This window comes from Lysinibacillus irui (assembly GCF_028877475.1).
Taxonomy (GTDB): Bacteria; Bacillota; Bacilli; order Bacillales_A; family Planococcaceae; genus Lysinibacillus; species Lysinibacillus irui.
In genome coordinates, this window is record NZ_CP113527.1 from 2259281 (window position 1) to 2273950 (window position 14670).

Genomic DNA, 14670 nt, shown 5'->3' on the forward strand with positions numbered 1-14670 from the left:
AACACCTTATTTTTTTAGAATGATGGGGTTATAGTGTTATTTATCAAGAATGCTAACTAGGAGTGGATAAAGGTGGTCCAAGATATTAGAACACGCGTTGCAAACTTAAATTGGAAATTAATTCAAATTGAATTAGATGAGCAAGGATTTGCAAAGCTTCCAGTGATTTTAACAAAAGAGGAATGTGAGCACTTCATAGAATTGTATTGTCAGGAAGATCCATTCCGAACAACCATCAATATGAAGAGATACCGCTTCGGGAGTGGAGAGTACAAATATTTTTCCTATCCATTACCTGAAATCATCCAAAGTTTAAGAGAGTCTTTTTATTTTGAATTGGCCAAAACAGCCAATCGATGGTTAGGTTATTTCAAGAAATCAAAACAGTTTCCAGATCATCTTCAAGATTTTTTAAACATCTGTGAAAAATATGACCAAACTAGACCGACACCTTTACTATTAAAGTATGAAACAGGTGGGTTTAATTGTTTGCATCAAGATTTATATGGTGACGTATTTTTCCCGTTTCAAGTCGTATTTGTGTTAAATCAACGCGATCATGACTTCTGCGGTGGAGAATCTCTATTAGTGGAACAAATTCCTCGTGCTCAGAGCAGGGGACATGTCATTACACTAGAACAAGGGAGTGCGCTAATTTTCCCTACTAACCATAGACCCGTTCTAGGTAAAAAAGGATATTACAAAAATACAGTTCGGCACGGAGTAAGCACAGTTACTTCTGGAGAACGATACGGTCTTGGAATCATTTTTCATGATTCTAAATAAAAAACTTCAATATCTTGCTATTTAATCCTCGGAATTATACATTCTTGATGGATAGAGAGTAAAATTGGAAGGAGAGGTGAGATTAATGACGGATCGTATAAATAACGGACATAAACAGATTTTAATAGATGGAGAAATGATGACGGATGAGAAGTGGCAAGCCATTATTAATAATGATACAGCATACAATAATCAATTTTTTTATGCAGTAAAATCGACAGGTATATTTTGCAAACCATCCTGTAAATCCCGTGTTCCGAAAAAAGAAAATGTATATATTTTTCAAAACGCAGAACAAGCTCTCCGTGCAAATTTTCGCCCTTGTAAACGCTGCAAGCCCACTAATGAAAATCTGCCTGATAGCGAGTGGGTTGATTTAATTACTGAATACATTGATCAACATTTCACAGAAAAATTAACCCTCGATTCGTTAGCAAGTATTTGTCATGGAAGTCCTTATCATATGCATCGGACATTTAAGAAGATTAAAGGCATTACGCCTGTTGAATATATACAACTAGTTAGAGTGCACACGGCTAAAAAGTATTTAATTCAGACAAATAAAGCAATTGGAGATATCGCCATAAGTGTGGGCATGACTAATACGCCTTATTTTATTACTTTATTTAAAAAGAAAACTGGACTGACTCCCGCACAATTTCGTCAAATGAGTAAAACGGAGGAAAAGTACTATGAAAACAAAGATTAAACCAACCCTATATTGGTCTTTACTACAGTTTCGGAATTGGAAGTTTTATATTGCTGCAACTTCAAAGGGTCTAGTCTTTGTCGGTTCACAGAACAAGCCAATTGAGGAATTGTTCGAATGGGCTAAGAAACGCTTACCAGGAAGTCCTCTTGTCAAAGATGATGAAAAGCTTGAACCCTATGCGGTTGAAATCATTCAGTATTTAGAAGGAAAGCGGAAAACCTTTTCTGTTCCATCTGACTACATCGGTACGCCATTCCAGCTAGCAGTCTGGCAGGCACTTTGCGACATTCCTTATGGACAGACGAAATCCTATTCCGACATTGCCAATACTATAAATAAGCCTGCTGCTGTTCGTGCTGTAGGAGCGGCAATTGGGGCTAATCCTGTATTAATTACTGTACCGTGCCATCGCGTAATTGGGAAGAATGGCACGTTAACTGGCTATCGTGGTGGATTAGAAATGAAGACACAGCTCCTGGATTTGGAAAAGCGAGCTTCTTCTAGTAAGGTGTAACGCTATGAATGGAGGTACTCACATGAAACATGAATTATTTTATAAAAATCCGAAAACCATTCTGAATAAAGGGACTGGCTTTCTTTCTGGATATACACATTCACTAAATCCTTATACAGGCTGTTCTTTTGGATGCTCCTATTGTTATGTACGCGAAATGCCTGTCTCTCTTTTTCGAGAAGGAGAATGGGGGAATTGGGTCGATGTGAAAAACGGAGCAGCGAATGTATTGAAAAAAGAGCTCCATCGCGCCAAAACGAAAGGGAAAGTCACCATTTTTATGTCATCCAGTACAGACCCATACCAACCAATAGAGCATAAGGAAAAAGTGACGCGCTCTTTACTAGAAGTGATGCTAGAAGATTCCCCTGATTTTCTATTAGTACAGACGAGAAGCCCCCTTGTCAGTCGAGACATCGATTTGCTGCAACAATTTAAAGATAAAGTTCGAGTAAGTATGACGATTGAGACCGATTCAGAAACGATACGTAAACATTTTACACCATATGCGCCCCCAATCCAGGCACGCTTTAAGACATTGGAAAAATTAGCGGCTTCGGGCATACCAACCCAAGTGGCTATCGCTCCCATCTTACCAAGTGGAGACTATTTCCCTGTGAAATTAAAGCCATTTGTCGATCGTATCTGTATCGATGACTACTTCATGGGCGACGGCAGTGGAGGAAAACGTACAAAGAGACTTGGTATAGAGAACAAATATACCCAACTTGGACTAGAAGAATGGTATGGACCACATGTAATAAAAAAAGTATACAACCGCTTTATTGAAGTCTTTCCAGAAAATCAAGTTTACGTGAGCCAGGCTGGGTTTGAGCCATAAAAAATACGAAATTCTTTCGGGCAGCCTTCATAACCATTCTTGTGATGATGATTGAAAATTTATTCTTAGAGTATGTTATGTCACACTTCCTTTTTACGAAAATTTTTATTTATTGATACAAAAATATTCGTATTTAATCCACTAAAATGCGATTTGTCCATCGTCTGGATACACCTCAAATTGAGTTAAACACGAACATTGAAATTGAAAGCAATGAAAAGCAATGATTCATTTGGAAATATTCGGAACTATTTGTCTAGCAAAACGTCTAAATGCTAAATAAGCAGGGCTTTCGAATAATACCTTAGTAACCTCGAATTGGCATCCTCACCATATGAAAAGAATGTTGAAAAGAGATGTTCCATAGCAACATAACGGGTGAATTATATAAGTTGAGATGCTTATTAGAACGAAGGAAGGGAAATGATGAAGATGAAAAGGGGTAATTTAAAGTGGATAACTTTTATTGGCCTAGGTGTGGCACTTCTAGCGATTGTAGGATTTAGTATATGGGACTCGGCAGAAAAGTCCAAGGAAGTTCAACAAATCGAGTTAGAATTAGGTTTTAAAGTTCAAGTAATGGATAGACAATCACACGGTCCATTGCGTGCGGCAACAAGAACATACCTAGTGAAACAAGTAGATGATAAGAAAAGCGATATAGAATACTTATTATATTTGAATGAAGAAGATAAGATCGAACATTGGGCTATGGTTAAAAACGGAAAGACCATCAAACCCTCTAACTGAAGAAGTTAGATCATTTTTAAATGGACATAAAAAACGCGAATCTAATGCATTACGGTTTTTACTTAGGAAAACGAGTTCTATTGATAAATAAGCTTCAGAGGATGCTAGAAGCGGAATTAAGTGCTGGTGAAGAGACATATAAATAAGGAGTTTTTGTGTTTGGTAGATATATTACTTTTCAGTACAGGAATAATACATTATACTCATTCGCTTCAAAAAAATAATAATATACAAAAGAATGGGGTAAAATCTTTGATGTACGTTATCTTAAATGACAACTAAAACAGGAGTGTTTGAAATGGCATATTTATTACAAGTTGATTTTCCGTTTGAAGGACCTTTTGGTGAAGAAATGGCCAAAGGGTTTTGGGATGTAGCAAAAAGTATTAACGAAGAAGAGGGGTTCCATTGGAAAATATGGACAGAAAGTCAAGATACAAAAGAAGCTGGAGGTATCTATGTATTTGAGGAAAAACAAGATGCCGAAAAATATGCTGACATGCATAAAGCAAGACTTCAATCGTTTGGTATTAAAGATATTCGAGTAAGAATTTTTGACATAAATGAAAAGCTAACAACAATGAATCACGGTTATGTTAAGTAATGATGGAAAGGGTAAAGCATACTACTTTACCTGTGTAAACAACCGTCCGAGCTAAAAGGAAACTAGAAAAGATTAAACAGGGTTGAATAGTTAGGGAAGTAGGACTATCTTTTTTGATGGTCTTTTTAAATGAATTAAAGAAACTAATTGATCAGATCCATTAGAGTTATATAGAAATTCAGCTCCAATATCTTAAAAATGACAAAGGACGTTTTGAACAATTCCTGTTCCAATTGCTAGGAAGAAGTAAGGAGACGTATCCAATAATTCCTCCACGCCAAGTGATTTAGTTTACATAATATTTCTGACGAAAATCTAACTTAAGCAAAGCTTATGTAGCAAGAAGTGACGCGCTTGAAGGGTTATGTATAATGAAATTTAAGGGGATTTAGGAACTGGAGGGTTACTGAGTTACGATGACCCTAAATGAGGGAGGATGATGACGATCAACCAACAGCACAACCGAATAAGTGGGATCAGTATATGTGCACGGAGAGATTACTTATAAAAAAAAGCAGCGTCGTTATACGCTACAGTAAACTAGAACATTATTAGGATAATAATCCAAAGAGTTTTGTTTGTAATAAAGAGTTAAATAAGGAAATTAGAATAGAATGTCCATCTTACTTAATATGTGAGCTAACAATAATAAGTGTTATTCCCGTAAATAAGCAAATGATTCTCGCCACAGGAATTTTATCAGCTAGTCCAAATAATGCAATTGCCGTTGTTACGATTAAAACTGTAGGGCCAACCAAAGCAAGCATTGTATTAATATAGAGTGCTTTTTCTAAATTATTCAACTTTAGCATTAACAATCCAGCACTTACTTCAATACTTCCAGACAATACACGTAAAATAACCATAGCCAAAACCGATTTATCAATAATTGTCATCATCCTATCTTTATAGATAATTTTTGAATATATATTATAAATCCATCTTAGGATAATTATAAACTTCTGTTTGAATGAAATACTAAAATCAATATATGTACGATTCGTATCGAATATTCTTGTTAGAATGTAAACGAAATAACCTTAAAGAGCCTTGCTACTTATAATTTGTAGTAAGGCTCTTACTTTTTTAATCGTGGTTTTAGGGAAAGTGGTCTTAGTTTTCTTAAAACCAAACAAGGTGTCATTTTTAGTCTATTTCCCACTATATTTCTTTAAGAAGTCGAGCGTTTTCGCTAGTGTTTGTTCAGCGTGTTTAGTAGTAAAATCAAATTGATATTCATGACCTAGCTCAGTATTTATGCCGTCAAATAAAACACTTTCTACTTCTACACCATTTTTTTAAGAACATCCATAAGCTCTGTAGTTTGTGGAGCTAGTGGATCAGCATCTCCAACTGTCAAAAATGTTGGAGGGTAATTAGGTGTTATATGGTTAACTGTAGACATCTCATTTAATCTAGAGAAGGACTTCAAATCTTTTTTTCCTGTATATGCCCAAAATACTGCTTGTATACCTTTTTTTATTATTGGAGATGACTGAGCACCTATTTTATCCATGTTATAAACACCACAGAATAATAGAGCACCTTTTAACTGTTTTTTATCAACAGAAGGTTGAATATCCATTGATTTTGCTAGAGCTCCATTAGTTATTATTGCAATGGTTTGACTGGCAATTTGAGCCCCTGCTGAATCGCCACCAATAAATAATTGATTCATATCGCCGCCATATTTCGAGATATTGTCCTGTAAATATTTAAGAGCCCAGTTAGTCTGTATAATTGGACCCGGATATTTTTGTCCTGGTGCAATAGCATAGTTTATATTTGCTACAACATATCCTTCATTCGCCAATGCCATTCCATATTCTTGGGTTTGTTCTTTACTGCCCGATACAAATGCACCACCATGTATCCATATGATAACAGGGAGTTCTTGTTTAATATTTTTAGGATAATAAATATCTAAAAGACTATTCTCAATTCCATGTTTATCATAAGTAATATCTTTTTCAATATGTACTTGCCTTTTTATTGTTTCAATATCCTTAGGAAAGGCAAAAGAACCAGCTTCAAAAAGTTGCTTGATGATAAAGGTATAAAGTACAGGTGTGAACTGTCCAATTACAAATATAAGCAGTATAGGAATGACAATAATATTAATAGGAATCATCCATCTTTTTTTCTTATAAAACTTTTTTTGTTTTCAATTTGATACTACCTTACCTCATTACTTATTTTTATGATATTCAATTAGCAAAAAAATAGGAGGATATGTCGTACATTATGTGTAACAGGAAAGAGTTGCTTTCTAAATATCCCGATTTACTTACTTCTTTTTTGTTCTTACTACCAGATTTATCTAATCAAATGAATGATGAATATAGTTACTATAGTTTAGTCATTATTGAACCTCATATAGCTGCATTATATCAGATTTAAGACCTCAACAAATAGAGAGATTATAGATGCGGTCTAGCAATGTGTAAAAACAAAGGACGGAGTAGGGAGGAATTCTAGTGATATTGAGGCTTCATATGCTTTTCTATTTATCAAGTTAAATGAATTATCCATACTCTTAATCTTCACTTGTTCAATATTTCATCAACAAATCTGACTACAATTATTTTGATGATAAGCTATTTTCTTTAGTAAAAAAGGATTTTCAATCTCAAATATGTTCATACACTCCACACATCGCGAGGCAGTAGCGTGGTTGGAATTAGTATAAAGCAAAAGAACGAATTTCTGATTGTGGAATTCGTTCTTTTTTTAGTAATAAAGGTGTTATTTGGCAAGGTTAGCAAAAAAATATAGTATCAACTATTAGTACCAGATGATAGAATTAATTGTTAGGTATTGTTATGAGGCCATTAACAGGCACTCAACAAATTATATCGGAACAGGCTGTTGCGCTAATATTAACTGTAATTGTATTTAAATTGGAGAGAATAGGAATGTCAGAAGAATTGTATCAAACTCGTAAGGAACGAAAAAAAGCGAAAAAAACAAACAAAAATAAACATAGAGGTATTGGTAAACTGAAAAAGGGATCATTGTTTAAAAAAATGGTCATTGTCTGCTTGACAGTCGGACTTGTTTCAACTGGAGTAGGAGCCATTACGATTGCTTCAATTATGAAGGGTACACCTACCTTAGATTCTGCTAAGCTAATGGATCCGCTTTCTACTAAATTTTATGATAAAGATGGAAACTTCCTTTATGAATACGGGAAGGAAAAACGGACAAAAATTACATACGACCAAGTGCCGAAAGTGTTGGAAAATGCCTTTATTGCCACCGAGGATTCCCATTTTTACGAACATTTTGGGATCGACCTCAAACGGACAGCCAAGGCTATTTTTGTAAACGTAACAGGAGATTTCGGATCTCAGGGAGGTAGTACGATTACACAGCAAGTCATTAAAAATTCTTTCTTGTCTCCAGAGAAAACACTGAAACGCAAAGTGCAAGAATGGGACTTAGCATATCAGTTGGAAAAAAAATATTCTAAGCAAGACATTTTAATGATGTATTTAAATAAAATCTACCTTGGAAACCGTTCTTACGGAGTGGCTACCGCAGCAAAGAATTATTACGGAATTGAGTCCGATGATTTGAAAGAAATGACGCTTGCGCAGGCGGCGATGATAGCCGGACTGACACAAAGTCCGAACAATTATGATCCAACCATACTGGAAAATAAAGAAGCAGCCACGAAACGCCGTCACATAGTATTAAGCTCGATGCTTCGAGATGGCTATATTACGGAAAAACAAATGAAGGAAGCAGAAAAAGTTCCTGTAACAGAGGGACTTGTGGCAAAAAATGCCCAGCAAAGTATGCCTTATGAAGCATTTTTGGATGCAGCTGTGAAAGAGGTAAAGGGCAAACTGAAAGATGTAGACATCAGCGAGGACGGATTGTCAATTTATACAACCCTGGATCCAAAAGCACAGGATTTCGCGGAAAAAATGATGAATACAAGTGAAATCATTGCCTATCCGGATGAGAATTTTCAGGGAGCCTTTGTTTTATTAGATACCATGACCGGTGAAGTCAGGGCAATCGGAAGTGGTCGCAATGACTATCAAGCCCAATTTTTAGGTCACAACTTTGCTGTAGATATCAGACGTCAACCAGGATCAATCTTTAAGCCTATTTTTGATTATGGACCAGCGATAGAAAACTTAAAATGGTCCACTGCTCATTTGATTAACGACCATCAGACTACTTATTCAACAGGGGAGCCCATCTCCAACTGGGATCATCAATATCATGGAATGCTAACTATGCGGACAGCACTGCAATATTCATACAATATCCCGGCACTGCTCACATTGAGAGAGGTTGGAATGGATAAGGCTAAGAGTTTTGCAGAACAACTTGGCATTACATTTAAAAGTAATGAAGTATATGAATCATACTCAATCGGCAGCAATACCGTTAGTCCTTTAGACATTGCAGGTAGCTACAGTGCTTTTGGAAACAATGGATTATACAATAAACCGCATTTCGTAAAAAAGGCTGTTTTCGCGGATGGCGCAGTCGTTAATTTTGGTGAGAAAACAAAACGTGTTATGCAGGATTACACTGCCTATATGGTAACTGATATGTTACGCACAGTCGTAAATGATGGGACAGGAATAACTGCAAATGTTCCCAGACTGAATGTTGCTGGGAAAACAGGTACAACCAATTTTGATGAAAAAACTCGGGCTAAATATGGATATCCAAACACTGCTACAAATGATAGCTGGTTTGCAGGGTACACACCTCAATACACCATGGCTGTATGGACGGGTTACGCTCAAAACGGGCAAGGTAACTATATGACTGGAAATACGACGAAAATCTCACAGTTAATGTTTAAAGCAATGATGGAAGCAATCGGAACGGATACAGCAAATTTTCAGCAACCGGAAAGTGTCTACAGAGTAAAAAATGAACTTTATATAAAAGGAATTGATTCTGCAGAAGAGCCACCTAAAAACAACAATGTAATCATTCATCCTAATAATGGAAGAGATATAGAGAAGCTCAAAAAAGAGGAAAAGAAACTAAAAAAAGAAGAAGAGAAACATAGAAAAAAGGAAGAGAAGCGTCGGAAAAAGGAAGAAGAAAAGGAACAAAAGCATGGTTAGATAGTTATTTTCTTCTTAGGGCCTTTAAAGATGATTCAACTGTTCCTCCATTTAGTTTTTCAAATAATTGTCAAAAAATCAGAATTTGATTTCTTCTGGAAGTTTCGCGATGTTTTACAAATGAATAGTAATTACCGAAAGGAATATGATAATTTAAAAAGGAAATACGATTGGAAGATTACAGAGAAGCCAAGAATAAGTTCTTGGAAAAAGTTATCGCTTTCTAGAATATAAAAGTATTTAAATTGGGTGCTTTGTTACTTGCTTCAATTAACAGGGGCTTTCTTGAATATGGCTAGATAAAAATGATATTCAACAATCGGACCTACTCTTAAAAATGAAGAGAATGTACAAAATCAGGAAAAGCTATTGTTGAGGGCATTAATACCTAAGTTAATAGTTTACCACTTATGTAATAACATCTTAAAGACACCGTCTAAGCACAGCAGGCGGTGTCTTTTTTAATTAAACATCACCAATATATATATATTGGAAATTTCCTTTTTGATCGTATACAAAACTTATAAAAAGCCTTTCTTCTTTTTCCAAGTCTTCTAAATAATAACCAATTTCTGTACTGTCGGATTGAACATTTAAATAAGCTATGAACATAGGGAGTTTTGCTTTCTCGATTGGGAATGCCGCGCTATTGGTATTGTCTGGGGTCTTGAAGTTTATTTCCTCATGTAACACATTAAAATCAGTGTTATAATCGGTTTTTATTTGTTCATATTGTTCTTCGTTGATCAATCTCATAATCGTTCTGGATGTACTATCAAATTGTTGGAGATCTACACTATATTCACTTTTCAAATTTTGCAATTCACCTTTTAATTGCTGATTTTCTTCTTTAAGTTCGTTAATTTGAGTAGTGTTATCTTGAGTAATAGAGGCTATTTCTTCTTTATCAGAACAACCAATTAAAAATACAACGATACAAAAAAATATACCTAACTTAATTTTTTTCATGCTATTCCCCCTTAATATAACTATACACTGCAGCTGAACAAATTTTAATGTAAAAATTCGAAAGCATTAGAGAATTTGTTTGTTAAGAAATGTTCTCAAAGTGGTTTATAATCTTCAACAATCGGGCTCTTTCCTTGAATAAGGAGGTACTTTTTTAAAGGTCCAGATTGTGACATTTCATTAATAGATATTTGGATATTTTTATGTTAAAAAGGTTATTTGTTAATGGAGATGCATTCATTGAATAAGGATAAGTTAAACTCCCAGATGCAAGAAGAGAAAGATGCATTAGTAGCACGTGGCGCACTCGGTGTTCTCATTTACGAATTAGTGGATACAGAACAGCTTTTTGATCGATTTTTTATTAAACTAACAAAAATAATTGACAACGCCTATTATAGTACTGTACAGTACTAATCATGACAAGGATAAAATTAATGAATCAAAAACGTGTGATTGAAGTAGCTGCAACATTATTTTTAGAAAAAGGGTTTGCTTATACAAGCATGGATGAATTAGTTCGTGTAAGCAAAGTTTCAAAGTCTAATGTGTATTATCACTTCTCTAATAAGGAAGAATTGTTGGAAGGGGTCGTTGATTATTGGATTGAAATGTATCAATCTGCAATAGATGACTTACTATCTCAAAACCAATTATTAGTTGAAGATCGTATCAAATTGTTTTTAAAGCAAATATCACAAGGAGTTCAGACGAGAGAATATAAGGGGAGCTGTCCATTTATTACCCTTTATATTCAAAGTCCTACAAATGCCACACAAGTAAAAGAAAAAATAGGTCTTTTTTTTAAAGACTTACAAACGAAAGTTTCTCTATTCCTTAAACAAGGGGTAGAGAATGGTGAATTTAGAAAGACAATAAATATTGACGAGGTTGCATCTCTTTTTATTACAAATCTTGAAGGAGCGCTATTTATTTCAGAAACACTGGAGGATGCAACTGTAATCATGAAAACAGCAGATCATTTGTTTAACTTGCTTCGGTAAAAGAAGCATTTTTTTTACACCAAATTAGTACTACGCAGTACTACTAGGAGGATTTTTATGAGAACAGTATTTTTAACGGGTGGAACAGGATTTATTGGAAAGCAATTAGTGAATGAATTAGTCAAAGAGGATGTGAACATTCTTCTTTTAGTGAGGTCGAAAAGTAAAGCAACACGCATTTTTCAAGAAAGAGGCATCTTAAAAGAGGCAGTTATGCACTTTATTGAAGGTGATTTGACGAAAATAGACTTAGGTCTAAGTGCTGAAGATAAGGAGAGGGTATTGAAAACGGATGTGATTATTCACGCAGGAGGCTCCATGGATATTCAAGCGACAACCAAAGAGGCAACTTCTGTATTTTTGAATGGCGCCAAACACATTAGTGAATTCGCTAAAAGTATTCATCAATTGAAGGGCTTGCAGCAATTTATTCATGTTGTAGGCTATATGAGTCCCTTTGATGATAAAAATAGCAAGATTGCGATAGATGTACTCAAAGAAGGAAACAAATTTTTAAAAATAAAAAATCCATATGAGAAAACAAAATTTTTAGCAGATCTTTATATCCGTCAACAGGCATCAGCAGTAGGTTATCCGCTGTCTGTCATTAATCCGCCAACTGTGGTTGGAAGTAGTAAAACAGGGAGTACAGAGCAGATAGCAGGATTAGGTTTGCTTGTGACAAGTATGCGAAGAGGGCTCATGCCAGTGATTCCTGGAGGTAAGGGATATAGGTTGCCACTGATTTCAAACGATGAGTTTGCGAAGTTTATTGTGCAGGTTTTCAAATTGGAGCAGCCGGCTATTCAAACATATACACTTGTTGATGACAAAGAGAACGATCCGAACATTGCTGAATTATTAAGTGTTATGTCGGAAAGTATGAATATGAGGGCACCAAAAATCTCTGTTCCAATGCCACTTATGAAAACAATAATGAAAAGTGGAGTAAGTAAAATAACAAACATTCCTTCTGATGGACTGAATTTTATCACAAAACGAACATTTTCAAATGGTTCGATGAAAACCATGAGGGGGGAAGATTGGTTTAAGAAGATGAGTGTCATGAACTTTTTCCCTGCCGTAGTAGCTGATCTGGATTATCGATTGATGTATCAAAATGGTGAGCATCATCATTTATTTGAGCGAACATTATGCGATAACAATACCCTTTACCAATTACACGGAGAGGGTAAACCGTTTATTTTATTACATGGTTTATTAAGTGATGGAGAGGATTTATTTCCTTTAGGGAAAGAGCTTCATGAAGAAACGGGTCGACCTGTATGGATCATGGACCTTCCAGGTTTGGGACGTTCTCCTTTTAAACGAGAAAAAAATCTTTTAAATATCTATTTGAATGTATTAAAAAAGTTATTGGAGAAAGCTACTAATGGTGCACATCTAATTGGCCATTCATTTGGTGCATATATTCTTTTGGAAGCAATAGTACAAAAGTACATAGATAAGAAGTATACAATAACTTTACTTCAGCCACCTGTTGCTAAAAAAAATGCTAAATCGATAAATCTACCTCAATTTATAAACAAATGGACATTGAAGTTAGCAACTACTAATTTGATAGAGCGTTATTTATTAAGTAATGGATTATTTGAAAGTACGGAGAGTATCCCTGAACATTATATTGAAAAAATAAGTAAAAGTTTTACTTCTCCTAGAATTTTAAATACAACGGTTCAGCTTAACAGTTTACTATCGAAAACCATTCAAGGTGATTTCAATGAAGTAACAAAGTATAATCTTCACATTATTTGGGGGGATTTTGACAGAGGCTATTCTGCTCCTTCGCATCTTGGTAAGGTTGATTTTGTTCCATATGGTCATCATTTTCCTCTTAACCATCCGAGTGAAACGGCTAATTTGGTAATACAAAATAGTAGTAATAGCACAGAGAGTATGGGTTAAATACAAAGCGTGTAATATCTTACAGTCGAAAATGTATACACTTAACCAGTTGTCGAAATATATTTGACGACTGGTTATTTAGTATCGTTCTTCAGGATAAATTATAATGAACTTCCATGTTTTTTATTATAAGTAGTTAATCATACATATGCCTGGTATAAGAATTAATTAAATTGAATCTGAAAGTTATAGGTAAACTCAAATGTAATCAAAATTATCCTTTTAATTAAATTTGATATTTAAATCAAGTAAGTTGAAAGAGTTGGTGTTACTGCGTTGGAAATTATATCACTAAGTATTGGCAAAGATATGCTTAAAATCACAAAGAAGAAAGTAGCTTTGATATAAAGTTTCAATTTATATTATACTTCGGGTATTTCCATCATGTATTTTAAAAAATGAGCTGTCTGTAGATTCTTGTCCATATACAAAAAGGGAATTATCGTTCACATGACTTATCCGAACCCTCCTTCACGCCAAATAATTTTAGTTTACATAATATAAATTATAGGAAGTTATGTTTCATTGAAAAGTATACTGATAATAGTGAGACAGAATCTAAAAAAATCATCACTTATTTAATAATACCCCAAAATAATTTAAGTAACCGTTTATTAAATTTAATCACTAATAAACCATCGATATTTCAATTTACTGAGTCAAATCCAGAATTTAATTGCTTTTACTTGTTCTGCTTTTCTCCTTATTTAATATTCGCTAACCTTATCAAAATTACCTGTCGTATGTCTATCATAAAACCACCAAACTAAACACAGTTAATAATAAAAAGCCTGCAGTTATTCTTTCTGATTTTGGATAAATCTTATATTTATTTATCCATTATTAAGCACTCCTTCAAATATTTTTGATACTACCATATTTTTTATTCAGATAAATATTTCATTTTAAAACCATAATATAGCTCGTTCAACCGATAGTAATTTTATTCCAACCCAATAGAAAATCGTCTTCGATTGTCATATAATTATATAATTAGTTTATATTGGTTCTATTCATTTTAAAAATTAGGAGGCAATAGCATTCGAGAACAAAGAATAATTTGGGTTTCGTTAATAATCCTAGTTGTAATTTTGCTAATAATGTTGTTTACCGTAGACAGCCATTTTTTTAATGACGCTATATTTGAATTAAATCCTAGTGACATTATTGTTGTAATTACAGATACAAGAGAGCAATCGTATTATCTTGAACCAGAGGAAACAGAACGACTTAGCTCAATATTAGGTAGTCTCGAGATGAAAAAGAAGATAATTCCTAATAGACCTGCTTTTAACGAGGATGCTGTTATTATAGTCAGTTCAACTAATCCGGAAGAATCGTTTACAATCATGTTTGATTATGAAAGAAATATCATTGGAATTAACCAGTATCATAAGAATTTGAAACAATATATTTTAGAACATGATTCTGATTTATTTCTATTTGTACAGAGTTATTTAAA

Annotated in this window: 14 protein-coding genes; 11 read left to right on the top strand and 3 right to left on the bottom strand. The window is 34.3% G+C overall.

Translation table 11 applies throughout. From position 1 onward, the window contains the following. Positions 1-72: 72 nt before the first annotated feature. The 6 genes from OU989_RS11375 (at position 73) to OU989_RS11400 (ending at position 4207) form a co-directional block, all read left to right on the top strand. The gene (locus OU989_RS11375; RefSeq protein ID WP_274793159.1) at positions 73-786 is read left to right on the top strand and encodes a 2OG-Fe(II) oxygenase; all 714 of its coding nucleotides are present in this window, start codon (positions 73-75) and stop codon (positions 784-786) included. A gap of 85 nt (positions 787-871) precedes the next feature. After that, on the top strand, positions 872-1495 hold the full coding sequence (locus OU989_RS11380; protein ID WP_274793160.1) for a bifunctional transcriptional activator/DNA repair enzyme AdaA: 624 nt from the start codon (positions 872-874) through the stop codon (positions 1493-1495). Beyond that, positions 1479-2012 carry a methylated-DNA--[protein]-cysteine S-methyltransferase gene (gene adaB, locus OU989_RS11385; RefSeq protein WP_274793161.1) on the top strand — a complete coding sequence of 178 codons (534 nt, stop codon included), beginning with the start codon at positions 1479-1481 and terminating at the stop codon, positions 2010-2012. The genes OU989_RS11380 and adaB overlap by 17 nt, the downstream gene beginning before the upstream one ends. A 22-nt stretch (positions 2013-2034) precedes the next feature. Then, a complete protein-coding gene (locus tag OU989_RS11390; protein ID WP_274793162.1) occupies positions 2035-2853 on the top strand; it encodes an SPL family radical SAM protein in 819 nt (272 codons plus the stop codon). 423 nt (positions 2854-3276) lie between these two features. Then, a complete protein-coding gene (locus tag OU989_RS11395) occupies positions 3277-3603 on the top strand; it encodes a hypothetical protein (protein ID WP_274793163.1) in 327 nt (108 codons plus the stop codon). A 298-nt stretch (positions 3604-3901) separates the two neighbouring features. Continuing rightward, on the top strand, positions 3902-4207 hold the full coding sequence (locus tag OU989_RS11400; protein WP_274793164.1) for a monooxygenase: 306 nt from the start codon (positions 3902-3904) through the stop codon (positions 4205-4207). A 623-nt stretch (positions 4208-4830) separates the two neighbouring features. Here the strand turns inward: OU989_RS11400 and OU989_RS11405 are convergent. Then, a complete protein-coding gene (locus OU989_RS11405) occupies positions 4831-5106 on the bottom strand; it encodes a YqhV family protein (protein ID WP_274793165.1) in 276 nt (91 codons plus the stop codon). 386 nt (positions 5107-5492) lie between these two features. Next, positions 5493-6338, bottom strand: a complete 846-nt coding sequence (locus OU989_RS11410) for an alpha/beta hydrolase (RefSeq protein ID WP_274793166.1) — start codon at positions 6336-6338, stop codon at positions 5493-5495. Between the two features lie 101 nt (positions 6339-6439). On the opposite strand from OU989_RS11410, the gene OU989_RS11415 reads away from it, so the two are divergent. Together OU989_RS11415 and OU989_RS11420 are read left to right on the top strand one after the other, a co-directional pair. After that, complete coding sequence (locus tag OU989_RS11415) at positions 6440-6607, top strand: hypothetical protein (protein ID WP_274793167.1); 168 nt, start codon at positions 6440-6442, stop codon at positions 6605-6607. Positions 6608-7122: 515 nt separating this feature from the next. Then, positions 7123-9309 carry a transglycosylase domain-containing protein gene (locus tag OU989_RS11420; protein WP_274793168.1) on the top strand — a complete coding sequence of 729 codons (2187 nt, stop codon included), beginning with the start codon at positions 7123-7125 and terminating at the stop codon, positions 9307-9309. A 465-nt stretch (positions 9310-9774) separates the two neighbouring features. Here OU989_RS11420 and OU989_RS11425 read toward each other — a convergent pair whose 3' ends face one another. After that, on the bottom strand, positions 9775-10278 hold the full coding sequence (locus OU989_RS11425; RefSeq protein WP_274793169.1) for a hypothetical protein: 504 nt from the start codon (positions 10276-10278) through the stop codon (positions 9775-9777). 240 nt (positions 10279-10518) lie between these two features. Between OU989_RS11425 and OU989_RS11430 the strand changes: the two genes are divergently transcribed. The 3 genes from OU989_RS11430 to OU989_RS11440 are packed head-to-tail and all read left to right on the top strand — an operon-like array spanning position 10519 to position 13208. Then, positions 10519-10695, top strand: a complete 177-nt coding sequence (locus tag OU989_RS11430) for a hypothetical protein (RefSeq protein ID WP_274793170.1) — start codon at positions 10519-10521, stop codon at positions 10693-10695. Positions 10696-10715: 20 nt separating this feature from the next. Next, a complete protein-coding gene (locus OU989_RS11435) occupies positions 10716-11282 on the top strand; it encodes a TetR/AcrR family transcriptional regulator (RefSeq protein WP_274793171.1) in 567 nt (188 codons plus the stop codon). 57 nt (positions 11283-11339) lie between these two features. Then, on the top strand, positions 11340-13208 hold the full coding sequence (locus OU989_RS11440; protein ID WP_274793172.1) for an alpha/beta fold hydrolase: 1869 nt from the start codon (positions 11340-11342) through the stop codon (positions 13206-13208). The last annotated feature ends 1462 nt before the right edge of the window (positions 13209-14670 follow it).

Bases quoted from the DNA above. Each gene is read 5' to 3' on its own strand.
- adaB (WP_274793161.1), top strand. From the start codon at position 1,479: ATGAAAACAAAGATTAAACCAACCCTATATTGGTCTTTACTACAGTTT.
- OU989_RS11395 (WP_274793163.1), top strand. From the start codon at position 3,277: ATGATGAAGATGAAAAGGGGTAATTTAAAGTGGATAACTTTTATTGGC.
- OU989_RS11400 (WP_274793164.1), top strand. From the start codon at position 3,902: ATGGCATATTTATTACAAGTTGATTTTCCGTTTGAAGGACCTTTTGGT.
- OU989_RS11435 (WP_274793171.1), top strand. From the start codon at position 10,716: ATGAATCAAAAACGTGTGATTGAAGTAGCTGCAACATTATTTTTAGAA.
- OU989_RS11390 (WP_274793162.1), top strand. From the start codon at position 2,035: ATGAAACATGAATTATTTTATAAAAATCCGAAAACCATTCTGAATAAA.
- OU989_RS11380 (WP_274793160.1), top strand. From the start codon at position 872: ATGACGGATCGTATAAATAACGGACATAAACAGATTTTAATAGATGGA.
- OU989_RS11425 (WP_274793169.1), bottom strand. From the start codon at position 10,278: ATGAAAAAAATTAAGTTAGGTATATTTTTTTGTATCGTTGTATTTTTA.
- OU989_RS11410 (WP_274793166.1), bottom strand. From the start codon at position 6,338: ATGATTCCTATTAATATTATTGTCATTCCTATACTGCTTATATTTGTA.
- OU989_RS11420 (WP_274793168.1), top strand. From the start codon at position 7,123: ATGTCAGAAGAATTGTATCAAACTCGTAAGGAACGAAAAAAAGCGAAA.
- OU989_RS11415 (WP_274793167.1), top strand. From the start codon at position 6,440: ATGTCGTACATTATGTGTAACAGGAAAGAGTTGCTTTCTAAATATCCC.
- OU989_RS11440 (WP_274793172.1), top strand. From the start codon at position 11,340: ATGAGAACAGTATTTTTAACGGGTGGAACAGGATTTATTGGAAAGCAA.
- OU989_RS11405 (WP_274793165.1), bottom strand. From the start codon at position 5,106: ATGATGACAATTATTGATAAATCGGTTTTGGCTATGGTTATTTTACGT.